Origin of the sequence: Aurantibacter sp., assembly GCF_039941195.1 — a bacterium.
Classification (GTDB): Bacteria; Bacteroidota; Bacteroidia; order Flavobacteriales; family Flavobacteriaceae; genus Aurantibacter_A.
The window spans coordinates 1-25,478 of sequence record NZ_JBDVFA010000049.1 but is presented as its reverse complement, the minus strand read 5'-3'; the positions used below and the strand labels follow the sequence as shown (position 1 = coordinate 25,478).

The following is a 25,478-nucleotide window of genomic DNA, read 5'->3' as shown; positions in this document are numbered from 1 at the left end:
ATGGAAGCTATTCAAATAACTTGTATGATAGTAGATGATGAGCCTATGGCTGTTAATCTAGTGGAGAGTTACGTAAAAAAGACGCCATATTTAAAACTGATTAAAAAATGCAATAGTGCTATTGAAGCAATGCAGTTTTTGAATACAGAAAAGGTGGACTTACTCTTTCTGGATATTCAAATGCCAGATTTAACAGGACTTGAATTTTCAAAAATGCTTCCAAAAGAGTCTCGAGTAGTTTTTACCACCGCGTTTGATCAATATGCCTTAGAGGGTTTTAAAGTGGAGGCTATAGATTATCTATTGAAACCTTTCGACTATGCAGAATTTTTAACAGCAGCAAATAAGGCACAAGAATGGTTTTCATTGGTGAAGGGTAAGTCCAAAACTAAGCCTGAACCTGAAGAAAAAGAATTTCTTTTTGTAAAATCAGAATACAAACAAATTAGAATTAAGTTAGCAGACGTACTTTATTTTGAAGGTCTAAAGGATTACATAAAAATTTGGTTAAAGGATAATCCTAAACCCATCTTAACATTGATGAGTTTAAAATCCTTGGAAGAAGAATTACCTTCATCAAGTTTTATGCGTGTACATCGTTCGTTCATTGTCTCTTTAAAAAACATTGAGGTAATAGAGCGAAGTCAGATAATAATTAACAAACAACGAATTACAATTTCTGATCAATATAAATCTACTTTTTTAAACTTTATTAACAAGAACTCACTAAATAATTGAGTTAAATTTCTTCATTTTTTTCTCATTTTTACTTTTGGGGCAAATTATTGGGCTCATTTTTTTACAAAAAATAATCATTTTTAAAAAATATAGAATTGGTAAATTCTATATAGAAATATGTAGGAAATTCTACAGTTTAAAAAAGCTCTAAATATCGGTAAATTAAGGGCTTATTAACATATTCTTCACATTATTGTATATTCAGTACTTCTAAAATTTTAATATAAATTATTTATATAGAGATAATATTTATGTTTAAAAATTAAGAATATCACAAATAAATTAACACATTTTGTTTTTTATATTAATTGTATTCCTATATTAGTTGCATAGAAACGTTAACGTTAACGTTTCTATGCTCAAGCTCAAAATTTTACATCAACCAATTAACTAACTCAACAAATAAATGGAAAACTCTTTTAAAAGAGATCTACTCTATTTAATTCAAAATCAAAATTTCAACAATCTCAATTATTAACCCTAATCACTAAACAAGGAAAACTATTATGATTAAAAATCGCTTAAAGAAACTAATGCCAAAAGCGGCTGGTTATTTATTGCCAGCGCTGCTTTTCTTTCTCGGTATTTCGCAAACGTTTGCGAATACCACTAATTTTGAACCAGAAATCGTAATTGACGAATTACAATCAACCGTTACTGGGGTTGTAAATGATGAAGACGGAATCCCCCTCCCAGGTGCAAGTGTCGTTGTAAAGGGCACAAATCAGGGGGCAGTCACCGATTTCGATGGTAATTACTCCATATCGGTAGCTTCTGATGCTATACTAGTATTTAGTTATATTGGATATAAAACCGTAGAAATTGCGGTAGGCGGTAATTCTACTGTGAATGCAAATCTTGCAATTGACGCCGGAAAACTTGATGAAGTAGTAGTTGTAGGTTATGGTACGCAGAAAAAGAAGAATTTAACAGGTTCTGTAGGTATTGCAGATTCGGAACGTCTTGAGAATAGACCAATTACTTCAGCAGGACAAGGTTTACAAGGTGTTATACCAAACTTAAATATTTCTATTCAAAATGGAGATCCAACCAATAGTGCAGATTTCAATATTAGAGGATTTACTTCAATTAATGGAGGTAGCCCTTTAATATTAGTAGACGGGGTACCGATGGATTTGGAACGAATTAATCCAAATGATATTAAAAGTATTTCAGTGCTTAAAGATGCATCTGCCGCGGCTGTTTATGGAGCTCGTGGTGCTTTTGGGGTTATCCTAGTCGAAACTAAAAAAGGTAGAGTAGGAAAGACATCAATAAATTTTAGTACGCAACAATCGTATGCGAAGCCTATTTTCCATATCGATCCTGTTCAAGATCCTTATACACTTGTAAATTATATCAATGAAGCTACTATTAATACCAGTGGTCAGCCAAGATACGATGATGCATTTGTTGCGGGTACGCTGCGTTATTCTCAAAATCCAATTTCTGAAAACGAATGGGAAGTTGTAAATGGAAATCTTAGATATTATGGTAATAACGATTACAACAATAGAGCCATAGCAGATTTTGCACCGCAACAAACCTATGATTTTAGTATTAGCGGAGCAACTGAAAAAGCGTCGTATTATGCTTCTTTAGGTTATCTTAAAAAAGACGGCTATATCAACAATACTGAAAAAAACGAAAAATACAATCGATACAATGTTTTAATGAAAATGGATTTTCAAGTAAACGATTGGTTGAATTTAGATTCTAAAATTGTTTACAACAATCAAAACAGTGATAAGCCACATTTCTACAATTGGGATGTAAACATTAATTCTGTAGCTCGTGTATTACCTATTACACCTGTAGAATTTCCTGATTTACCATACTATCAAACACCAGGTGATCGCGCTACCTATGAGCCTTATATTGGTGAATACTTTAGTAGTAATATTTTCTTACCTTATTTGGAAGATGGAGGTCGTGATACTTTTGTAACAAGTGATTTATGGTTAACACAAGGAGCAACATTAGAGCCCGCTACAGGCTTGAAAATTAGAAGTGAATTTTCATATAATACTGTAAGTAGAAATGACAAAGATGTAGCAAGCAAGATTAATGTAGTAAGTACAGATTTAAATGCAGACCCAATGATTACCAATGGGTTGAGTGGTAATGACTACATCCAAGAATCAAATAATCGAAATGAATATTATGTTTTTAACGCTTTTGCGGAATATGAATTTAATGCAGATAATGAGGAAAAAGATCATATGGTAAAAGCGATGATTGGTTTTAACCAGGAATGGGGGCATAAGCGTTATTTCCAAGCTAGAGCACAAACTTTAATAACGCCATTAATTACCAATATAAGTGCCACTACAGGAACACAAACTACTGGTGGCAATGAGTCTGATTTCTCTCTACGTGGTGCTTTTTATCGATTTAATTACATTTACAAGGATCGTTATTTGTTTGAAGCAAATGGTCGATATGACGGTACTTCTCGCTTTCCTACAGATGACCGATTTGGCTTTTTTCCATCTTTTTCAGCAGGTTGGATTGTTTCAGAAGAGTCTTTTATGGAAAATGCTAATTGGTTAGATCAATTTAAGATACGTGGATCATGGGGTTCTTTAGGAAATCAATCCGTAGAAGAAGAATATGGAAATTACCCATACATTACTAGTTTAGGTTCTAGTACTTCACCATATATTTTAGGATCAGGAAGAACACCTTATGTAGGTCCTGGTGGTTTAGTAAGTCCTTCATTAACATGGGAAACGGTAGAATCTAAAAACATTGGTATTGATTTAGCACTTTTTAAAAATAAACTAGCAATCTCTGCGGATTATTATACTCGTGACACCAAAGACATGTTAATGTCTATAGATTATCCAGGTTTATTGGGTACTAGTGCTCCAGCAAGTAATGCTGCAGATTTGCGTACCAAAGGTTGGGAACTTTCAGTAAACTGGCGCGATACCTTTGGAGAACATGGTAGATGGGGCTTGAATTTAGCACTTTCTGATAACCAATCGGAAATTACGAAATACGACAATCCATCTGGAGCAATATCTGAATATTATGTGGGCCAACAAGTTGGTGAAATTTGGGGTTACGAAACTGCTGGCATTTTCCAAACAGATGCAGAAGTAGCCGCTTCTCCTGATCAATCACCTATTGGCAATAACTGGTCTGCAGGAGATATAAAATATGCAGATTTAAATGGCGATGGTAAAATTGACAGTGGTAGTTCTACCCTTGAAGATCCAGGTGATCGTAAAATAATTGGTAATACTACAGCTCGTTATTCTTTTGGAATCAATCCAGATATAAGTTATAAAAATTGGAATTTAAACATGTTCTTTCAAGGCGTTTTTAGAGATTACTTACCAAGTAATGGTAACTGGAATGCATTTTATCCTAATAATGCTAATCTTGTAGAAAACTATTACATTACGGAATCGTGGAGTCCTGATAATCCAGATGCATACTTTGCAAAACCACTTATAGGTACTTCTGATAAACGCAATATTCTTCCACAGTCAAGATATGTACAAGATGCTTCTTACATAAGACTTAAAAATATTACGTTGAGTTTTGACCTACCAACTACGCTAGTGGATAAATTGGGGATGAGCAAATTTCAATTATATCTTGCTGGACAAAATTTATGGGAGTCTACAAAAATGCATAAGCCATTGGATCCTGAATCCGTATTTACCGTAACTCAGGAATACTATTTACAAAGAATATTAACCTTCGGTGTGAATGTGTCGTTTTAATCAAAAGAATTTATATACTATGAAAACAAATAAAATAAAAAATATAATGTGGTTTGCGGCAGTACTACTGTTGTTTGGCTGCAACGATGACTTTTTAGAAAGAGTACCTCTAGATAGTGTTAGTGATGCTACTTTTTGGGCAACTGAAAGCGACTTACAGGTGTATAACAATAACTTTTACAATCTGGCAAGACAAGACCATACTGTACCACCTATGATGGGGCATTCTGATGGTTTTAATAGTCATAAGTACGGTATCTGGTATTTAGATGAATTTTCTGATAATATTACGGCACAACATAGTAGACATGACCGATACAGATCTGTTCGAGCCGGTATACATGTAGTGCCAAATAGCGCTCAGTGGTATGGGTATTCGGGTTGGAATTTTGTTAGATCTTTAAATATTGGACTACAGAATTATGACCTTGCTGATGTTGCCGAAGAAGTTAAAGATAAATATAGAGCTGAAGCACGATTATTTAGAGGCTGGTTTTATGCTGACAAGGTTTCTAAATTTGGAGACATAACATGGATGGATGAGGAACTTAGTACAGAATCTGAAGAATTGTTTAGTGCAAGAACTCCACGAGATGAAGTAATGGCAAATGTTCTAGCTGATTTAAATTTTGCAACTGCTAATATTCCAGAATCTTGGGGTGATGGTGGCAATCATGGTCGATTGAATCGTTGGGCGGCATTATTGGTAAAGTCTCGAATTTGTCTTTTTGAAGGTACTTGGCAAAAGTACCATGGTGGTACAAATAGTGAAATGTGGCTTACCGAAGCAGCCAATGCTGCCAAAGAATTAATAGACAATGGCCCATTTTCATTGTATTCAACTGGAGATCCATTACATGATTATAATGCATATCATCGTCAATTGGATTTAGATGGTAATTCTGAGGTTATTCTTTGGAGAAAATATGATCCGGGACAATATACAAACCACGTAATGTCGTATTGGAGAGGATATAATGGAGGTGCCACCAAAAGTATGGTGGAAGATTATCTATGTACCGATGGTTTACCTATTACCTTGTCAGATGAATACGCTGGTGATGCAACAATTGAAGATGTTTTTGTAAATAGAGACCCGCGACTAAGACAAACCATATTACATCCAGAAGATCGTGAATTCTATAACTTTGGAAATAGTGGAGATTTTACCTATCCACGTGTAACCGGCATGGTAGGGGGTGAAAAAAGTGCAACAGGGTATCAAATCATTAAGGTTTATGATGTTGCAGCAGCCTATCGTTCATATAATACATCTTGGACTCCTGCAATTACATTACGTTTAGGTGAAGCATTATTAAATTATGTCGAAGCGGTTGCTGAATTGGGTACCATAACACAGACAGATATAGATATTTCTATTAACGCATTGCGTGATCGTGTAGGTATGCCACATTTAGATATAAACGCTGTACCCGTAGACCCACGTTATACAGGTGATGGTATTACCCCTTTACTAGCAGAAATTAGAAGAGAGCGTCGTGTGGAATTATTTATGGAAGGTTTCCGTTATGATGATTTAAGACGTTGGAAACAAGGATCAAAATTAGCGAAAAAAGATTACGGAATACTATGGGATGCCGCGGCAGAAGCACGATATGAAGGAGCTACAGCTTTTAGTGCAGTAGATCCTGAATCTGGAAAAACGTATATTGATCCTTATGGTGGATCCGATTGGGCTACGCCACAATTTGATGAAAGTAAGCATTACTTATGGCCAATTCCGCTTTCTGAGATATCACAAAACCCCAACTTAGGACAAAACCCAGGCTGGTAAGTTTAAACAATAATTAATAAATACTAGGCCATCTCAAAAAGATGGCCTTTTTATTTTTTACAATACCAAAACCAACATATTAATAATTACAAAACTAATTACAAATGCTTTTTAAAAATATTCTTTATTCGTTATTATTTACGCCCTTATTTTTACTTAGTACACTTCAGACTATTGAGGCGCAAGAAGTAGCTGCACATGAAATACCTCAATTAGAAAACCCAATCAGCGTATCATACTTAAAGAGAAAATTACCTAAAAAAGGTCCAAAACTCGTAATGAATGCTAAAATTGAAAAACAATTAAAGAAAAAACTACAAACCGACCCGGTTGTTAAAAACCTATATAAGGCAATAAAATTAAATGCTAAGGCTATTCAAAAAGAACCTTTGCTTAAAAGAGTTTTAGAAGGTCGACGTTTATTGCATGTATCGCGTGAAATGTTATATCGTATCAACATGTTAGGAATGGTTTATAAAATGGAAAAAGATCCAATTATTTTAGACCGCATTGATAAAGAACTACAGGCCGTTTGTAGTTTTTCCGATTGGAATCCTTCACATTATTTAGATGTAGCTGAAATGGCTATGGCAGTAGCCTTTGGTATTGATTGGACAGATGGTGACTTACCTCAAAGTACAATTGAGCTTGCAAAAACAGCACTTATCGAAAAAGGTATTAAGCCAAGTTATAATAAAAAAGGTAATACTGGCTGGGTAGGCGGTTATAATAATTGGAATCAAGTTTGCCATGGAGGAATGGTTGCAGCTTCGATTGTAACGGCCGATAAAGATATTGAATTAGCTGCTCGAACAATAGGAAGAGCATTAGATAGTATTCCACAGGCACTAATATCGTATGGACCAGATGGTGTATATCCGGAAGGTTCTACCTATTGGTCTTATGGTACCTCTTTTACCGTAGTTACAGCAGCAATGTTTGAAAGTGCTTTTAATACCGATTTTGGTTTGGCTGACTATCCTGCTTTAAAAGAAAGTGCTGAATTTAGGGTTCTGAGCAATGCACCATCCGGTTGGTATTATAATTTTGCAGACTGTGGAGACAAACGAAAGGCAAATGGCGATACTACACTAGCATGGTTTGCTATGAAAACAGGGAATTCTGAGTTTTTTGAGAAGGAACGTTTTTTGACTTCTGCGGAAAACATGGGCAAATTAGGTCGTACTGATGGAGCAAGTTTGGTATGGATTTCTCAATTTAAACCTAAGGAAAGTATATCTACTCCAACAACATGGAAAGGTGATGGTGCCAATCCTATTGTAATTTTTAAAAATGAAAGTTCTGACCCATATAACTATTACTTCGGTGGAAAAGGAGGAAGAGGAACTGTTCCTCATGGAAATATGGATGGTGGATCTTTTATTTTTGAATTGAATGATGTTAGATGGTCTATTGACCCGGGCAATCAAAATTATCATGCACTAGAAAGTGTCGGGTTTGATCTTTGGAAAAGTTGTCAAGATTGCCAACGTTGGACACTTTTAACCAAAAATAATTTTGGACATAGTACCATCACTGTTAATAATAAGCATCATGTTGTTGATGGGAAGGCCGTAATATCTAATTTTAAAGACGGTAAACAGCCAGAAGCTACAATAGACTTAACTGCAACATTTAAAGGACAATTGGAAAGTGCACAGCGTCGATTTGTAAAAGATAGTCCTACTTCATTGTTAATCGAAGATACTATAGTAGCATCAGAATCTACAGAACTAATTACATGGCAAATGTTAACTTTAGCTGATGTTGAAATTATTGATGGAGGTGCAATATTACATCAAGAAGGAAAACAATTGAAATTAGAGAATTTATCACATCCTGAACTGACAGTATCCGTCATTTCTTTAGATCCTTCTCCATTAAAGTTAGATAGACAAATAGCAGGTTTAAAAAGAATTGAGATTAGATTACCTGCCTATATATTAAAAAACAATAAAACATCGCTAAAGGTTAGATTATCAGGCGATTAAATATAATTGAAAGTTAATTTTTAAAAGGCATATTCTAAAAAGTATGCCTTTTTTAGTGTTTCCTATATCCATAAATCTAATTGTTAATTTTCTCATAAAGACATTTCTAATTTTAAACCATCATCAAAATTAAAAGTCAAAGAGATAAGTGTAAAAAAGATTATTAACCTTTTTTAAAAATTAGAATTATGAAAACAAAAATTAAAACATATGTAGTAACATCACTTTTCCTTGTTGCATTTACCTATTCAGGAATGGCACAAACAAGAAAGCGTACAACAACTAAAACTGTAACTACAAGAACTATTAGTAAACGAACGCCAAATCGAGTATCCAGTACTAAAGTCGTTTATAAAACACCTAAAAAGAAAGTAGTCTCTGTGCGAACAGTACCAAACAGAACTATCATTAAACATAAAGGACGTAACTACTATTACGCTAATAACAAGTTTTATACTGCCTCAAGAGGACGCTACATAGTTATTGCACCCAAAATTGGATTTAGAATTAAAACTTTACCTCCAAATTTTAGAAGGGTTCATTATAACAATCATATATATTTTAGTGTTGGAGGTACATTTTATTCGCAAGTAGGTTCTGATTATGAAGTTGTGGAGCCAGAAATTGGTACTATAGTTTATGAATTACCTGATAATTACGAAAAAGTAATAATCGATGGACAAACGTATTATGAGTACGCGAATATATTATATGAAAAAGTACAAGTTGATGGTACGCGCGCGTATGAAGTTGTAGGGATTATTGATATGGAATAGTATATTATTTAAAAAAGAAAATAAGGCACTTACTGTTAAATCGGTAAGTGCCTTATTATTTCATTGATTTCTTAGTTTGCTGGGTATAAAACGTACTAAATTGTAGGAATAATAGGTTTGTTATAAAGTATTTAAGGTTGAAAAAATCCAAACGTGATACTTTTTCGTATTGAATTGTAACTAAGTAAACAAACCAATTTCAATACATGACACTCCGTAAAATTATTCGGCCAGTATCATTTTTAATTCTTTTACTGTTTTCTACTACAATTTTTGGTCAGGAAAAGCAAAGGTATTCTGGACCTAAAGAAATCGCCCAATATTCGGGTATTGCTGATTATCAGTATTTTGTTTCTAACAATGATACCATTTTAGATGGCACTTTTAAAATGCAAAAATCTAATTTGGATGCTCTTTTGTCTAAAGCAGATAAAACATTCTTATTTAAAGGTGAATTCCAGCAGAATATAGCCAGTGGTTTATGGGAGTTTGATTTTGGAGAATTTAAATCTGATAGTATAACCGAGGTGGTTGGTTTTCAATACAAACTCAATGTAAGTGGAGTTCAAGAAAATGCTAACGGAATTTTAGTTTTAGGCAAACCACACGGCAAATGGGTTTACACAAAAAATCAAATTAAAAATTCTGAGGTTTTAGAAACACTGTTTGAAAGTTCAATAGAGTTTGATAATGGAATACCTCAAAAGAATTTTCAAATTAAAAATACCGAAGGAACACTTGTAGGAAGGTTTTTAAGAGATGGACTAGCTCATGATGAATGGACTTTTTATTCTGAAAATCAGGTGGGTAATACACATAGCTGGTATTTTAATAGTGGTCAACTAATAAAAATAAGTACCCTAAATAATGGACTTCTAAATGAAGTAAATCTTATAGAAGTTGATTCCGATAGTTCAAATCAAACCATTATCAATTTAGATAGACGGTTTATAAAAATTCTAAAATTTCAAAATGATAATATTCATGAAACTGTTTTAAAGTCAAGTGGTATACCAAGTTTATTAGCTGAAAATGCAGATTATTATAAAAAGTTAGACACCATTTTATCTTCATTAGGCGAAGCAACATTTCTACCTGAATTTAAAGTAAAGGTTAATTATTTTCCTTTAGATTCTATTGCGGCTACCAAACTTCAAAATATTAAAGACAGTTATTTAAAATCAGATTCTATTGCTTCTTCATTTTTAGCTGATACTCAATTGAATATTTTAAAATTATCTGATGAAGAAGCTAATTATTATTACAGTGTAGTAGATTCTATTTCTAAACAGTATCTATATCCTATTAAAGGAGTATTGAATTTGAATGATGAGAAAATACTCGAATATGTTGATCGAAATTATTTAATTGAACATTTTCTACCCAACGGTTTTCCTTCAAAAGAAATTAAACTAGGTCAGTTAACTGGCGATAAGAGTTCATTTATAAATTCGAATGCTGATGCTTATTCTTTTTCTGAGAAGAATTTGAACGGAATCTTACAAATGACCAAATATGCAGAAGCCAGCTTAATTTCCATTCAAAAAATACTTAGTCCAAAATTAGCAAAAGAGAAACGTCAGCAGCAATTCATTGCGCTTGAAGAACAAATGATTTCTCAAATAAACAATTTAAATAGTGTTATTGATTCCGTTGACGCTACTTTTCCAAATAATTTGATTGTTGGTTTAGAGCAAATAAAAGCTGTAGCCAATAAAAATCTAAGTGCATATTCTAATATGCAGAATTTGGAAGAAAAACTTGAGTTTGGTCAACATCTCACTAAGTGTTTTGAACATTTAGAAGAATTAGAAGACGAAATATTACTTCATCCGGTCAAAAATCAAGAAATAGTTGAACATTATCAGGATCAAGTTTGGAATCCTTTTATGGCCAACCTTATGACGGAAGAGATAAAAAAGCGTATAACTGCTGCATATCGCAAAGTATTAGAACCTTATTTACTTAATGAAGTAAGCACTAATCTAAATTGCACCAATGCCGGTACCTTGCTTAATTTGTATAAAGCTACTCATGAGCGTATGATGACTTTGAGAGATGAAGATACTCATAAGTTAGAACGCAAATTAAAAAGAGAACAAGATCCAAAAATGGTTTTAGAATTAATGAATATTAACCCAACAGTTAAGAAAGAGCAATGATGCGAAATTCAAAACAAATAGTATGGGTTTTATTCCTATTGTTCGGATGTATTTACACGAAGAGTTTTGCACAGGAAGAGGAATATGAAGTCCTGCCCAAGGAATCGGAATACAAACATGCAAAAACCAAGCTTTGGGTAAATACTTATGGAAAAATAAGAATCTCAAAACGACTGTATTGGGATGCTCAGACACATTTTAGATTTGAAGAAACCGAAAGCACTCCATTTGTAGGCCAAGTTGGTCAATTATATAATCGCCATGCCTTAGGTTATATTTATTCTAAAAAAGTAAATTTTAGTCTGGGTGGTGTGCTACGACTTAATTTTAATACAGATCCATTATCTGAAGACAGAAATTTAGTGCCAGAATGGCGTATTTGGCACCAATATCAATTCGCTATGCCTGTTTATAGTGCAACTGTTTATCATCGTATTCGAATAGAGCATCGATGGACTCAAGGTTTTGAAGACGATAGTGAATATATTTTTAGAAACCGATGGCGTTACTTATTTAGAGCTAAAATCCCTCTAAACAACCATAAATTAGTTCCTAAAACATTTTATGTTGCACCAGAAACGGAATTAATCATGCAGAGTGGTAAAGCTGTTGTAGGTAGTGTAATGGAAGATTTACGTTTGACAACAACTTTGGGTTACATCTTAACACCACGTTTAACAGTAGCAGCAGGTGGGCTATATTCTATGGGGCAAGATTTAAAAAACGCTGGAGAATTTAAGCAAACATTTACGTTACGGGTACATATGTATTATTCACCTGATTTTAGGAGAGTTAAAAATAAATTACCCGCTATTCATTTGAATGATTAAACTAATTAGTTATTATAAAGTAATATTTCATTAATGAAAAAGAGAATTGCCATACCTTATATTTTATTCGCAGTGACTGCTGGGGTAGCCCTTTTTTATCTTTTTAGATCTGTAAGTCTGAATAATGATTTAAAACAAAAAGAAACTAAGCAGGCAGAAATTGACGAAAGTTTAGCAGAATTTAAAGAAGTAATGCGTATCGATTCTATATTACTTGAAGGCGATTATAAAAAAGCTTTGAATGCTTACAATAGTGAACTCAAAAATGTAAAAGACAATCCGTATAGAATACCATTACGAATTGGTTTAGCAGAACAATTACTTGATTTAAAAGCAGATAAAACAACGGTAATAAAAGATAGTGTTGTTACTAATTTAGATTCACTTCAGGCCTTAGAACGACGTGTAAAGTTCGATTTAAATAAAAGGGATTCATTAAGTTTTGCATTAGAAAAAGCAAAAGTACAGTTGGCAGCGATGCGCCGTCAATTAGGAAATAAATCTTTAGGTGAGTATCTAAAATTTAAGAATAAGAAAGGAAGTTTAATGCACTATGTTGGTCAAGTTTCCAATAACATGGCAAATGGAACAGGTGTTGCGATACTTAATACAGGTAGTCGTTACGAAGGGTCTTGGCAAAATAACCAACGCCACGGGGAAGGTACCTTTTATTGGGCAGATGGTGAATACTATGTTGGTAGTTACTCCAATGATTTACGAAACGGAACAGGTACGTATTATTGGCCAAACAAAGAGAAATATGTGGGTCAATGGAAAGATGATAAAAGAAACGGAAAGGGTACTTTTTACGGAAAAGATGGTGAAATAGTGACCAAAGGCATTTGGAAGAATGACAAACTTGTAACGCAAGAAAAGTAATAAGGTCTTTTCTTAATTATTACTCCTATTTTTTCGAATGCGTTAACTTTGTATCCGATATCGTAGTGATATCACCTTAAATTCACTACTTAATCTTCGTTTTATAATGGTTACAATTAATCAAATGCTAGTTATTTGCTTATTTATTATTACCAATATTTTTTTAGGTGATGTAGAACTAGCTACTGGCAGTATCAAGACTACTTTAAATTTTGATATTGTAATGAAAGATAAAGTCGTTGGAACTTTAAAAGCCACCAAAAAAATTAAAGATGACAAGGAGGTTTACCAAAGTACTACGGCAATTAAAACACGTTTCATTACAGAAATAGAAGTAGAATACAAATATGATGTAATCTTTGAAAAACAAAAATTGAAAACTGCTCGCGTTGTTATTGAATTAAATGATAAAACGCATGCCAACACGTTTACAGAATTGGTCGACAATGATTATGAAATGTCCAAAAATGATAAAATTGAAACTGTAATCACTAATCAAATTAATTACAGTACTATTTTGCTTTATTTTAAAGAACCCGTAAATATAACTCACTGCTATTCGGAACAAGATGGAAGTTTTAACACCCTTATTTCAAACGGAAATCATAGTTATAAAAAAATAAATTCGAAAGGCAAGGAGAATACCTATTATTATAGCAATGGAATTTTAGACAAAGCAAATATTGATGGCGGACTAGTCAAATTTGACATAGTTTCTCGAGATTGAATCTATTCTATTAAATTTATTATAGCAAAATATTGGAGAATATGAATATTGGTTTGGTTTTATCCGGTGGGGGTATACGTGGTGTAGCACACATTGGCGTGATTAAAGCATTAGAGGAGCACAATATTTATCCAACGCACATAGCAGGTACAAGTGCTGGTGCGATCGTCGGAGCTTTATATGCAGGAGGTTTAACTTGGTCAGAGATATTACATTTTTTCAAAGTAGTTCCTATTTTTAATGCTAAACGCTATGCACTTAAAAAACCAGGTTTTTTAGATACCGAAAAGTTTTACGATGAATTCAAAAAATTCTTTCCCGATGATAGTTTTGAAACCTTACCAAAACCATTATTTATTACAGCTACCGATATAATAAAAGGAGAACTAACAATTTTTAATAAAGGAGAATTAATAAAACCTGTATTAGCATCAGCAACTTTTCCAGGTGTGTTTTCACCTATAGAAATAGCTGGTAATTATTTTGTTGACGGTGGCATTCTAAACAATTTTCCCGTAGAACCATTAAAAAATAGGTGTTCTAAGATTATTGGAAGTTATGTTAATCCACTTAAAACGATTGCGGTTAAAGATTTAAAGCACTCCTATAACGTATTAGACCGAGCTTATAAATTAAAATCAGCTTACGATTCTTTGGCAAAGTTTAATGATTGTGATTTTGTTGTCTCCCCTGAAGCATTAAGTAAATATGGAACATTTGATATGCGCTCTATAGATTCAATTTTTGATATTGGATATAATAGTACAATGGAGATTCTAATAGATAAAAATAATCTTTAGCTAGCGCATACATTGCGTTTCAACAACATATATTCACCGTTATTCTTAAATTCACGTATCGTAGACCCCGTGTAGCGCTTAAAAGTTTTTGATAGATGACTAACATCTGTAAAACCCAATTCATCTGCAATTTCATTCAATCGGAAATCAGAATTTAGTAAACGTATTTCCACTAATTTCAGCTTACCTTTTATAATATACTCACGCAACGACATTCCTACTTGTTTCTTAAAATATTCACTCACATAAGTGGGTGACATTTTAAAAACATCGGCTAAATTTTCCACTTTCAGTAATTCTGTTTTATCAATATTTTCATTGATATAGGTGAGCATTTTGGTAATTCTATCATCCATATTATTCTTAGGCAATTCAAAATAACTGCTCTTCTTTATATTACGTATCAATATTTCTAGTATGCTGGTCATTAAACTAGTAACTAAATTTACGGACTCAGCACTATAATTTCTAGACTCTTGCAAAATCATATTTACTAAGTTTTCTAGATAATTACGATCCACTTCGTTCTTGATAATATCTCCCGGTAATTGATTGTAATTTGATAATATGTACGATGCCTCTTTAAACCACTCGTTTCTATCAATATTAATACTATTCGCCTTTTTAAAAAATGAATCTGTAAATTTTAAAAACACAAAACGTGTTGGTTTCTCTATATTAAAAGAATGGCATTTTAAGGGTGGTAATAAAAACATACTGTTCTTTCCGTAGGTATAGTGATTATAGTTAATGCATTGCGTGCCTTCACCATCTTTAATCATTACCAATTCAAAAAAATTGTTCTTAACGGGGCGTTGTTTCCAATCTGTTAATTCAATTTCTTGTATTTCAAAAGGTTTATAGGCTTCTAGCACTTGCATTTCTTCTCATTTATCTAAAAATTCATTCCAAAATTAAATAAAAAGAAGCAATTGTACGGAAATAATGGACTGTGTTACCTTTTTAAATACAATGAGAACCTGTTTTTGTACTAGATCTAGTTGACTATAATAATTCAATAATAAAAAAGCACCCATTTTAGGTGCTTTTTAAGTAATATTTAGCCATTGTATTAGTCTTTCATACTCATAATAGACTTTACATTTACAAATTCTTTCATACCAAAACCACCGTGTTCACGGCCGTACCCTGAATCTTTAACTCCGCCAAACGGCATACTTGGTTCTGCTGTACCAAAAGAGTTTATGAATACCATTCCCGTATCAAAATGCTTTTCTGCTAATTCTACTGCCCTTTGAACATCTTTAGAAAAGATTCCGCCACCTAATCCAAATCTACTATCATTGGCAATTCGCATCGCATCTTCATTATCCTTTGCTTTTATTAAAGAAGCAACTGGTCCAAATAGCTCATCATCATATGCTGGTTGCCCAGGTGAAACATTACTTATTACCGTAGCAGGGTAGAAGTAACCTTCCCCTTCAGGAATTTTTCCACCGCATAACACGTCAGCTCCTTTTTCTACGCTTTCTTGAACTTGTTCATGAATTTTATCTCTTAAATCCTCACGAGCCATAGGTCCTAATTCCGTAGCCTCATTTTTAGGATTACCTATTTTTAAGGCTTCCATTGCTTTGACAAATTTTTCTTTGAACTCATCATATACTTTCTCCGTTGCAATAAAACGTTTAGCTGCAATACAGGTTTCGCCATTATTATATATTCTTCCCATTGCACTTTTCTTTACCGCTAAATCGACATCTGCATCTTCAAGCACTAAATATGCATCATTACTACCCAATTCTAAAACCGTTTTTTTAAGAGCGGCTCCAGCTTTTTTAGCAATTTTTTCACCTGCAACAGGACTACCTGTTAAAGTGACACCCCTAATTAACTTATGTTCAATAATTGCATTCGATTGTTCATGTTCAATTACTAAAACAGAAAATAACCCGCTTGGTAAACCTGCTTTATAAAAAATATCTTTCAATAATTTTGCGGTACCCGTTACATTAGAGGCGTGTTTTAATAAAACACTGTTACCTGAAACAAGGTTTGCTATTGTATAGCGAATAACTTGGTATGAAGGATAATTCCACGGCTGAATTCCATAGATAATTCCCATGGGAGAATAGGTTATTATACCTTTTCCTCCATTTAGTAAAGTACGTTCTTCATTCTTTAATTCCTCAGGTGCATTTTCTGCTGTGTATTTACAAATTCCGGAACATATATCTACCTCTTGGTTACTCTGTTTTAAAAGTTTACCCATTTCATCAGTCATCAATGTAGCTAATTCCTTCTTATAGTTTTGCAGTTCTTCACCAATTGCGGCAATTACCTTAGCACGTTCTTCAACGCTCTTCATTTTCCATTTAAGAAACGCTTTGTGAGATTGTTGTATACTTTCTTCAACTTGGGCATTTGTCATATATTTATGTGAAGCAATTTCTTTTCCTGTAGTAGGATTTATTGTTTTGAATGTATCTTGTTTTGTTGTCGTAGACATATCTTTCTGTTTTTGAATTATTATTACTGTTGTTCACTTGGCATCAAATAAACATCGTTGATGTTTACTCTTTCTGGTTGGGTTAACACGTAATAAATGGAGTTTGCAATATCTTCCGCTTCTAACGTTTCCATTTTTTGCATTTCTTCCATTTTTTCTTTGATATCCTCATCGGTAATTGTGCTGGTTAAATTTGTAGCTACCGCACCTGGTTCAATAGAAGTAATATTGATTCCGTATTTAGGAGCCAATTCTTGACGTAGTCCTTCAGAAAACATTTTTACGGCAGATTTTGTAGCGCAATACACCGCTCCACCAGGAAAATATCTATTTGCGGCCATTGATGAAATATTGATAATATTACCACTATTATTTTCTTTCAATTCTGGTAATACGGCTGCTACTCCGTTCAGTACTCCTTTTATATTGACATCTACCATTTTCTCCCATTCATCTGTTTTTAACTTCTCTACAAATGAAAGTGGCATTAATCCAGCATTATTTATTAAACCGTTTACGGTGCCGAATTCTTTTTTGGTTTTAGAAACTGCATTATCGAAATCTTTAGTTTTGGTAACATCACCAACGATTACTAATGCCTTGCCATTATTTTTTTCTATTTCAATCTTCAAATCATTCAAGTCATCCTCGCTACGAGCCATAAGTACTACTTTAGATCCATTTTCAGCTAGTTTATGAGCTGTTGCTTTTCCTATTCCACTTGATGCGCCTGTAATTATAAATACTTTATTTTCAATTTCCATATCTGTTATTTTTGATTAAAACCAAAATTAAAAACAACAAGACGACTTAATTAACCAGATACATTTTAGATTTAATCGATATGAGAAATAGGAAAAGTTAGAATTTAATATTTCTGATTTAGAGCAGAAAAATTTCTATCCTTTCAAAGACTAAAATTATTTGAATTAAGAATGTATTCTGAAGTATTCAATTTTGGCTATTTACATAAGCATTCTTTTATTTGCTTATATTCTTAAGTGTTTGAAAACAACATAAATAGACTTTTTTAATAATCTTTTAAGAATTACAACTATAAAAACCTCTTTTTATACTTACTTCTCCTTTTTTTGTACACTAAACTGACTGTGTTCCCCTTTTACCTTTGTCCTATAAAAATACAATCAACATATTAAAAAGACAAAGATGAATTTAGAAGAAACATTAAATAAGAGATATACAACCAAGGAATATGATGCAAGCAAAAAGATATCTGATGCAGATATGGCTGAAATCAAAAACTTGTTGAGAATGAGTCCTTCAAGCGTCAACCTACAACCTTGGCACTTTATAGTTGCAGAAACTACCGAAGGTAAAGCACGTGTTGCAAAAGGAACTCAAGGTTTTTTCAGTTTTAATGAGCCTAAAGTAACTAATGCTTCGGCTGTAGTTTTATTTTGTGTAAAGACTGATGCTGATGATGACTACTATCAACATATAGCAGACACCGAAGATAAAGACGGAAGATTCCCTAATGATGATGTTAAAAACGGATTCTTAGGTGCTGTAAAAACATTTGCCGGTATTCATAAATACGATTTAAAAGATTTACAACACTGGATGGAAAAGCAAGTATACCTTAACATTGGTAGCTTTTTATTAGGTGTTGCTAGTTTAGGAATCGATGCTACACCAATGGAAGGAATCGACGTAAAAGCTTTAGATGAAGAGTTCGGATTAAGAGAAAAAGGATACACATCTTTAGTTGCTGTGTCTTTAGGATATCATGCAGAATCTGATTTCAATTCCACAGAAAAAACACCAAAATCTAGATTAGCAGAAAGCGAAATTTTCACAGTAATATAATTTCAAAAACGTTTAAGTCAGATGAAAGCAATAGGATACAAAGAGAATTTACCAATAGATAACGTAAATTCTTTACAAGACATAAAATTAGAAACACCAAAAGCAACAGGAAGAGATATTCTTGTTGAGATTAAAGCCATTTCTGTAAATCCAGCAGATTATAAAGTGCGTGCAGGAATGCCTGTAGAACGTGATGATTGGAAAGTAATTGGTTGGGATGCAACAGGTATTGTAAAGGAAATTGGTGAAGATGTAACCTTGTTTAATGTTGGAGATGAAGTTTGGTATGCAGGCGATTTTACACGTCAAGGGAGTTATGCAGAATATCAAATTGTAGACGAGCGTATTGTTGGTAAAAAACCTTCAAGCTTATTATACGCAGAAGCTGCTGCCTTACCATTAACAACACTTACAGCATACGAAATGTTGTTTGATAGGCTACAGGTTTCTAAAGACGATGCAAACAAATCTATTTTAGTAATTGGTGCTGCTGGTGGTGTTGGCTCTATATTGGTTCAGCTAGCTAAAAAGCTGACAAAATTGAATATTATTGGTACGGCTTCTCGTGAAGAAACTTCTTCTTGGTTAAAAGAATTGGGTGTAGATACCGTAATCAATCACAGAAATAAATTAAGCGAAGAGTGTGAGAAATATGACTTGCCTGCTCCTGAATATGTGGTGAGTTTAAATGCTACGGAACACCACGTTGATGAAATTGCTAAACTGATTAAACCACAAGGTAAATTCGGATTTATAGATGACCCAAAATCGTTAAACGTAATGCCATTTAAAGGGAAAGCGGTATCTACGCATATCGAGTTAATGTTTACTCGTTCTATGTTCCAAACGGAAGATATGATTGAGCAGCATAACATTTTAAACAAAGCTTCTGAATTGATCGACAACGGAACTATTAGAACTACGTTAGGTGAAAACTTCGGAACTATAAATGCTGAAAATCTTAGAAAAGCACACGCTTTCTTAGAAACAGGTAAGGCTAAAGGAAAAATTGTTTTAGAAGGATTTTAGACTTAATGAGTCAAATAAATTAAGTAAAATGAAAAATACACTAGCAGCACTAGCTGTAACTGCAATATTTGCCTGTAATACAGCAAATGCACAAGTAAATACGATAGATTCTGTAGCCACTTCAAAAGTGCATCATTTCAATTTTGATGAAATGGAATCGGAAACTATTGGTGAGGGAATTAAAAGAAAATGGTTTCACGGTCAAAAAGGACAAATGACCATTTTTGATTTGGAAAAAGGAGCTCACATTCCTTGGCACAAACACCCAAACGAGCAGATAACCTACATTATGTCTGGGAAGGTTAAAATTAAAACCATAATAGACGGCAAAGAGGAATTTGTAATTGTTTCAGGTGGCGAAGTGATTGTTTTTCCTCAAAATATACCACACGAATTTTGGGCATTGGAAAAAACGGTGGATTTAGATGTTCACGTTCCAGTACGTCAAGACTGGTTAAGTAAAGAATTACCAGATTATTTGAAGAAAAGTGAATAAGCTATCATCAGAAAAACTGATTGGTAACATCATTATAAAACTTACGAAAATGAAAAAACAACTATTAATGGCATTAGTCATAGCAACAACGGCATTTGCAAGTGCGCAAACATCAACAACAGATTCGGCAAAATCTGTAAACGAGGTGGTAACTGCAGACAATGTAGATTGGGGATGGTTAAATCCACTTCGAGGCGATAAAAGTCCGGCTGCCGGAAAACTTTGGGGAGACAGAACAAAAAACGAACCAGCAGGTTTCTTAGTGAAATTTAATAAAGGATTTTCTTCGCCACCACACATTCATAACATCACTTATAGAGGCGTTGTAATTAAAGGATTATTGCATAATGATGATGAACAAGCCGAAAAACAATGGTTACCAGCAGGGTCCTATTGGCAACAACCAGCGGGAGAAGCACATATTACAGCTGCTGATGATAATGAGAATATGGCTTTTTTAGATATTCAAGAAGGTCCGTATTTAGTACAACCAACATCGGAAGCTTTTGATAATGGCGAGCGACCAATAAATGTAGATAAAACCAATATGGTTTGGTTAAATGCTAACGATATTGAATGGGTTTCTGCAAAGAGTAATGTTGAAACTACATTTTTATGGGGAAGTCATGAGGAAAATCAATTGCGTGCAACACTTTTAAGGTTACCAGCAGGCTTTAGTGGAAAAATTAAAAATTTGAGCCCTAATTTTAGAACTGTAGTTATTTCTGGAGGATTGACGCACCAGTTTTATAAAAAGGGAACTAAAAATCAATTAGAGGCTCCTTCATATTTTGGCGCAGAAGAAAACGCAACTTCAATCATTTCAGCAGAAAAAGAAACGGTACTATACATAAGAAGTAACGGTGATTTTGAAGTAAAGTAATAATGAAAAACATAAGTATCATATTAAGTTTAGTGACTTCAGTTATGGCAGTGCAAGCACAAAACACCATTTCCGAAGTAGAAACTTACGCCACCGTAGACCAGGCGGTAGGCAATATTGCTTTTACCAATGATGGTGAATTGGTTTACAGTCATCACCCATTTTTTGGACCAGAAATTAGAGTGGTAAAGTTTGATAAAAAGACGAATACTACTACGCCTTTTCCAAATTTGGAATGGAACACACCAAAAGATACCGACGATGATTACTTAAGCAATGTCTTGGGAATTCGAAACGATGAAAATGGTGTTATTTGGATGATAGATATGGCGCTACGTAATAATGTAACGCCTAAAATAGTAGGTTGGAATACAAAAACCGACAAATTAGAACGTATTTATTACTTGCCAGAATCTAGTGTGCCAGCAATTTCACAGCCTAATGATATGGTAGTCGATACTAAACATGGTTATTTTATTATTGCTGATGAAGGCATTGGTAATGGTGGAAATGGAAGCAAGGCAGCTTTTATCATTGTAGATATGAAAACCGGTAAAACCCGTCGTGTTTTAGAAGGAACAAGAAGTACTAAACCAGAAAATACACCAACAATAATTGATGGTAAGCATTTGGCAGTAAACGGAAAAGATTTGTTGATTGGTAATGACGGAATTACTGCCGATGCTAACTTTGAATACATTTACTACGGCCCACTAAACGGACCAAAAATCTACCGGATTAAAACCTTAGAATTGGTAAATGAAGATTTCACAGATGCCGATTTAGATAGCAAAATTGAAACCTATTCAGACAAACCAAACAATGGCGGTATGTCTATTGATAAAGATGGAAATCTTTACTTAACAGCTTTAGAAACTAAAAGTGTCGCTGTAATATTGGCAAAAGACCGTAGCGTAAAAACTATGGTTCAAGATGAAAATATGGTATGGCCAGATGGTGTTAGTTACAATCACGTTGATGAGTATATGTATGTATCCGCTGCTCAGGTAAACAGAGGAGCACCCTTTAATAATGGAAAAAGCGTAGCAACACAACCCTTTTATATATTTAGGTATAAACCTTTGGTAGAAGGTGTTTCTTTTAGATAAGGTTAAGCTAGATACTTGATATCAATTTAAAAAGCCACTTTTCTTAAGTGGTTTTTTAATTTTTAGACCTTCTTGAACGTATAACACAATTTGAAGTTTCCATTTTTAAGCGTTAGACTTTGTAAGATTAGTACGATGAATATCAGATAATCGATATCATTTATAAAAACGGCGGTTAATTGTCTCGGAAAGCTTTTCAATATATTAGTAATAACTTATTGAAGGTTTTACCTTTGCCCACTCAAGAAAAAGATAAAATGAAAGAGCCCCTATTTGAAATACAGGAAAAGAAAACGGACAAAGAACTTTACAGTTACCAGCAAGGTGCCATTAGCAAGATATTTGAAAAGTTCGATAATGAAAGAGATGATTATCACCTTTTATATCAATTACCTACTGGAGGTGGAAAGACCGTAATTTTCTCTGAAATAGTTCGACAATACCTTAAAAACCATTCCAAAAAGGTTTTGGTAATGACCCACCGTGTAGAGCTTTGTAACCAGACTTCTAAAATGCTTACCAGTTTTGGCGTAGTCAATAAGGTAGTCAACAGCAAGGCCAATTTAGATGACCAAGAGCAATACAACTGTTATGTGGCAATGGTAGAAACGCTGAACAACAGGCTTAATGACGGCATATTGGATATATCGGATGTTGGTTTGGTCATTGTGGATGAGGCCCACTATAATTCCTTTACAAAACTGTTCAAATTTTTTGAAAACTCTTTTGTCCTTGGGGTTACCGCTACGCCATTAAGTTCTAATAAGGACTTGCCAATGAATAAGAACTATGACGAGTTAATTCCTGGGGAATCCATTGAAAATTTAATTGAGAACGACTTTCTCGCCAAAGCAGAAACCTATCAATATGATATGGGACTGACTTCTTTAGAGGTAGGTTCTAATGGGGATTATACAGTAAAATCCTCTTCTGACTTATACACGAGTCCGTCCATGTTAAATAAATTACTGGAAGCTTATGTTAAACATTCCAAAGGGAAAAAAACATTAATATTTAATAACGGTATTGAAACCTCCATTCAAGTATACCACACCTTTAGAAATGCGGGGTTACCCATTATGCATTTGGACAATAATGCTACCAAAAAACAGCGGAAACAAATTTTAAAGTGGTTTCATGAAACTCCGCAGGCGATACTAACATCTGTGAGTATTCTAACAACTGGTTTTGATGAACCTACTATTGATACCATTATCTTGAATAGAGCCACAAAATCCTTGACTTTGTATTATCAAATGATTGGTAGAGGCTCCCGTGTGTTGAATAATAAATCTAAATTCACCGTTATAGATCTTGGTAACAACATCTATCGTTTTGGCCCTTGGGGTGCTGACTTAGACTGGGAGGCTATTTTTAAATCTCCGAATTTTTACATAGACCGTATCAAGGACGATGAAGAAATTGAAGGTACTTTTAAACATGAGTTAGATGATGACATTCGTGAAGAATTTTCAAAATCTAAAAACACTTATTTAGACATTAAAGCCTTATATAAGGATACAACCTTTTCTGGAGAATCTTCCAAACTAGTATTGGAAAAATCCATTGAACAACATGCCCAGATCTGTATAGAAAACAGTGAAGATTTGTACGATGCCCTAGCATTGGCAAAATTACTTAAAGGAGATATTGATAATAGGATACAAGTGTATAGCAAGTGTATCAGTAAAAGCACCTATAATTTTACAAGTTGGCTAAAACTGGATTATCAAAAAAAGCTTAACTCCTATCTCCGGGAAAATTTTGATACTGTTTTTGAACAAATTCATGGTCATCCGCCAGAAGATTAATTGAATTGTATAATTAGAAAACTATAAAGCGGGAAAAAGTAAGTGGTTTGTATCAAGTTCTTTCGCTAAATTTATAGAAAGCCTAAAAAAACTATGATGCCACAAAGTTCTTGCAAGCATAACACTGCTATTTCAGAAATTAAGACAGCTAAAGAACATGTTTGCGAAGAATGTGTAAGGTTAGGTGAAGGTTGGGTGCATTTACGCACATGTCAAGAATGTGGTGTTACACTTTTTTGTGACGATTCTAAGAACAAACATGCAACGGCACATTATCATTCAAAGGATCATTCAACGGATCATCCAGTGATTAGTTCGGCGGAACAAAATGAAAGGTGGCTCTGGTGTTACGTTGATGAAGCTGTTATAACTTACTAAATCAAAAATTATGATGGACCCAAAATTTCCTGAGCTTACCAATGTACAGGTTGAAAAACTTAAGAAGTATGGCGAAGTCGAATTTTACAAAGAGCCTACAGTAGTGTTGGATTTTGGTGATCAACATTATGATTTTTTCGTTGTACTAACAGGCGGTATTAAGATTATTGATCCTGATAAAAAGGATGACAACATTACTATACATAGAAGACATCAATTCTCAGGGTCAAGCAGTATTCTTTCGCATAGAACGGTTGGTGTATGTGGAGAGACGCTAAAGGATACACAGCTTATTAGAATTAGTCCTGAAAAACTTAAAAGTGCCATTGCTAAATTCAGCGATATTAGCGATGTACTTTTGAACGCTTTTTTACTCCGTGAAGATGCGCTAAAAAATAATGTACAAGGCATAAAACTCATAGGTTCTGAACATAGCAATCAAACCTATGCCATTCGTGATTTTATGGACAAAAACGATATCTGGTACAATTTTATTGATTCCGATAAGGAAGACGAATTGGTACAGATGTTAAAAACTTTCGATTTAACAGAAGCTGACCTTCCGGTATTGATAAATAGTCAGAATGAGATTTCTATTCGTCCGTCCATTGATGAAATTGGAGAATGTACCGGTGTTCGTTTACAGTTAGATGAAGAGGTTTATGATGTTTTAGTCGTTGGAGCAGGACCAGCAGGATTGGCGGCTAGCGTGTATGCCGCTTCCGAAGGATTAAAAGTATTAACGATTGATAGTAACTCCCCAGGCGGACAAGCAGGAAAGAGTTCAAAAATTGAAAATTATCTCGGATTTCCAACGGGAATTTCTGGTAGGGATTTGGCGAATAATGGCTACATACAAGCCCAAAAATTTGGGTGTACTATTTCAGTACCGCATCGAGTAGAAGGCATAGAGCGTAAAGAAGGATATTACCAAATAAATTCTAGTAATACGTCTATTTTAAAAGCCAAAACGGTGGTTGCCGCAACCGGTGCCGCCTATAGAAGGTTACTGTTAGAAGGTATTGAAAAATTTGAAGGTT

General features: G+C 33.9%; 21 protein-coding genes. 18 read left to right on the top strand and 3 right to left on the bottom strand.

The annotated features are described in order from the left end of the window. From ABJF52_RS08385 to ABJF52_RS08340, 10 genes are all read left to right on the top strand, one after another. Complete coding sequence (locus ABJF52_RS08385; RefSeq protein WP_348149008.1) at positions 1 to 738, top strand: response regulator transcription factor; 738 nt, start codon at positions 1 to 3, stop codon at positions 736 to 738. A gap of 506 nt (positions 739 to 1,244) precedes the next feature. Then, positions 1,245 to 4,475: a TonB-dependent receptor gene (locus ABJF52_RS08380; protein ID WP_348149006.1), complete on the top strand. Its 3,231-nt coding sequence runs from the start codon at positions 1,245 to 1,247 to the stop codon at positions 4,473 to 4,475. Between the two features lie 19 nt (positions 4,476 to 4,494). Continuing rightward, positions 4,495 to 6,270 (top strand): RagB/SusD family nutrient uptake outer membrane protein, encoded by a 1,776-nt coding sequence (locus tag ABJF52_RS08375; RefSeq protein WP_348149005.1) that lies wholly within the window; start codon positions 4,495 to 4,497, stop codon positions 6,268 to 6,270. A gap of 104 nt (positions 6,271 to 6,374) precedes the next feature. Then, positions 6,375 to 8,261 carry a heparinase II/III family protein gene (locus ABJF52_RS08370; protein ID WP_348149003.1) on the top strand — a complete coding sequence of 629 codons (1,887 nt, stop codon included), beginning with the start codon at positions 6,375 to 6,377 and terminating at the stop codon, positions 8,259 to 8,261. Between the two features lie 188 nt (positions 8,262 to 8,449). After that, positions 8,450 to 9,037: a DUF6515 family protein gene (locus ABJF52_RS08365; RefSeq protein WP_348149001.1), complete on the top strand. Its 588-nt coding sequence runs from the start codon at positions 8,450 to 8,452 to the stop codon at positions 9,035 to 9,037. A 206-nt stretch (positions 9,038 to 9,243) separates the two neighbouring features. Beyond that, on the top strand, positions 9,244 to 11,199 hold the full coding sequence (locus tag ABJF52_RS08360; protein WP_348148999.1) for a hypothetical protein: 1,956 nt from the start codon (positions 9,244 to 9,246) through the stop codon (positions 11,197 to 11,199). Beyond that, the gene (locus ABJF52_RS08355) at positions 11,196 to 12,029 is read left to right on the top strand and encodes a DUF2490 domain-containing protein (RefSeq protein ID WP_348148997.1); all 834 of its coding nucleotides are present in this window, start codon (positions 11,196 to 11,198) and stop codon (positions 12,027 to 12,029) included. The genes ABJF52_RS08360 and ABJF52_RS08355 overlap by 4 nt, the downstream gene beginning before the upstream one ends. A 33-nt stretch (positions 12,030 to 12,062) precedes the next feature. Then, entirely contained in the window at positions 12,063 to 12,908 is an 846-nt protein-coding gene (locus tag ABJF52_RS08350) for a hypothetical protein (protein WP_348148996.1), read from the top strand. A 124-nt stretch (positions 12,909 to 13,032) separates the two neighbouring features. After that, complete coding sequence (locus tag ABJF52_RS08345; protein WP_348148994.1) at positions 13,033 to 13,635, top strand: DUF6134 family protein; 603 nt, start codon at positions 13,033 to 13,035, stop codon at positions 13,633 to 13,635. A gap of 41 nt (positions 13,636 to 13,676) precedes the next feature. After that, entirely contained in the window at positions 13,677 to 14,435 is a 759-nt protein-coding gene (locus ABJF52_RS08340; RefSeq protein ID WP_348148992.1) for a patatin-like phospholipase family protein, read from the top strand. Here ABJF52_RS08340 and ABJF52_RS08335 read toward each other — a convergent pair. From ABJF52_RS08335 to ABJF52_RS08325, 3 genes are all read right to left on the bottom strand, one after another. Then, positions 14,432 to 15,316 (bottom strand): AraC family transcriptional regulator, encoded by an 885-nt coding sequence (locus tag ABJF52_RS08335; protein ID WP_348148990.1) that lies wholly within the window; start codon positions 15,314 to 15,316, stop codon positions 14,432 to 14,434. The two genes, ABJF52_RS08340 and ABJF52_RS08335, sit on opposite strands and share 4 nt — an antisense overlap. 191 nt (positions 15,317 to 15,507) lie before the next feature. Then, positions 15,508 to 16,905: an NAD-dependent succinate-semialdehyde dehydrogenase gene (locus tag ABJF52_RS08330; protein WP_348148988.1), complete on the bottom strand. Its 1,398-nt coding sequence runs from the start codon at positions 16,903 to 16,905 to the stop codon at positions 15,508 to 15,510. 23 nt (positions 16,906 to 16,928) lie between these two features. Then, a complete protein-coding gene (locus ABJF52_RS08325) occupies positions 16,929 to 17,669 on the bottom strand; it encodes an SDR family oxidoreductase (protein ID WP_348148987.1) in 741 nt (246 codons plus the stop codon). A 403-nt stretch (positions 17,670 to 18,072) separates the two neighbouring features. Here ABJF52_RS08325 and nfsB point away from each other — a divergent pair, with 403 nt between their 5' ends. From nfsB to ABJF52_RS08285, 8 genes are all read left to right on the top strand, one after another. Then, positions 18,073 to 18,732 (top strand): oxygen-insensitive NAD(P)H nitroreductase, encoded by a 660-nt coding sequence (gene nfsB, locus ABJF52_RS08320; protein WP_348148985.1) that lies wholly within the window; start codon positions 18,073 to 18,075, stop codon positions 18,730 to 18,732. 21 nt (positions 18,733 to 18,753) lie between these two features. Further along, on the top strand, positions 18,754 to 19,761 hold the full coding sequence (locus ABJF52_RS08315; protein ID WP_348148984.1) for a zinc-binding alcohol dehydrogenase family protein: 1,008 nt from the start codon (positions 18,754 to 18,756) through the stop codon (positions 19,759 to 19,761). Between the two features lie 28 nt (positions 19,762 to 19,789). Next, positions 19,790 to 20,257 carry a cupin domain-containing protein gene (locus ABJF52_RS08310; RefSeq protein WP_348148982.1) on the top strand — a complete coding sequence of 156 codons (468 nt, stop codon included), beginning with the start codon at positions 19,790 to 19,792 and terminating at the stop codon, positions 20,255 to 20,257. Between the two features lie 49 nt (positions 20,258 to 20,306). Then, positions 20,307 to 21,140 carry a DUF4437 domain-containing protein gene (locus tag ABJF52_RS08305; protein WP_348148980.1) on the top strand — a complete coding sequence of 278 codons (834 nt, stop codon included), beginning with the start codon at positions 20,307 to 20,309 and terminating at the stop codon, positions 21,138 to 21,140. Positions 21,141 to 21,142: 2 nt separating this feature from the next. Continuing rightward, on the top strand, positions 21,143 to 22,249 hold the full coding sequence (locus ABJF52_RS08300) for an L-dopachrome tautomerase-related protein (RefSeq protein WP_348148978.1): 1,107 nt from the start codon (positions 21,143 to 21,145) through the stop codon (positions 22,247 to 22,249). 257 nt (positions 22,250 to 22,506) lie between these two features. Then, positions 22,507 to 24,060, top strand: a complete 1,554-nt coding sequence (locus ABJF52_RS08295; RefSeq protein ID WP_348148976.1) for a DEAD/DEAH box helicase family protein — start codon at positions 22,507 to 22,509, stop codon at positions 24,058 to 24,060. Positions 24,061 to 24,156: 96 nt separating this feature from the next. Beyond that, on the top strand, positions 24,157 to 24,438 hold the full coding sequence (locus ABJF52_RS08290; RefSeq protein ID WP_348148974.1) for a UBP-type zinc finger domain-containing protein: 282 nt from the start codon (positions 24,157 to 24,159) through the stop codon (positions 24,436 to 24,438). 10 nt (positions 24,439 to 24,448) lie between these two features. Continuing rightward, a partial coding sequence (locus ABJF52_RS08285) for an FAD-dependent oxidoreductase (protein WP_348148972.1) occupies positions 24,449 to 25,478 on the top strand: 1,030 nt, incomplete at its 3' end.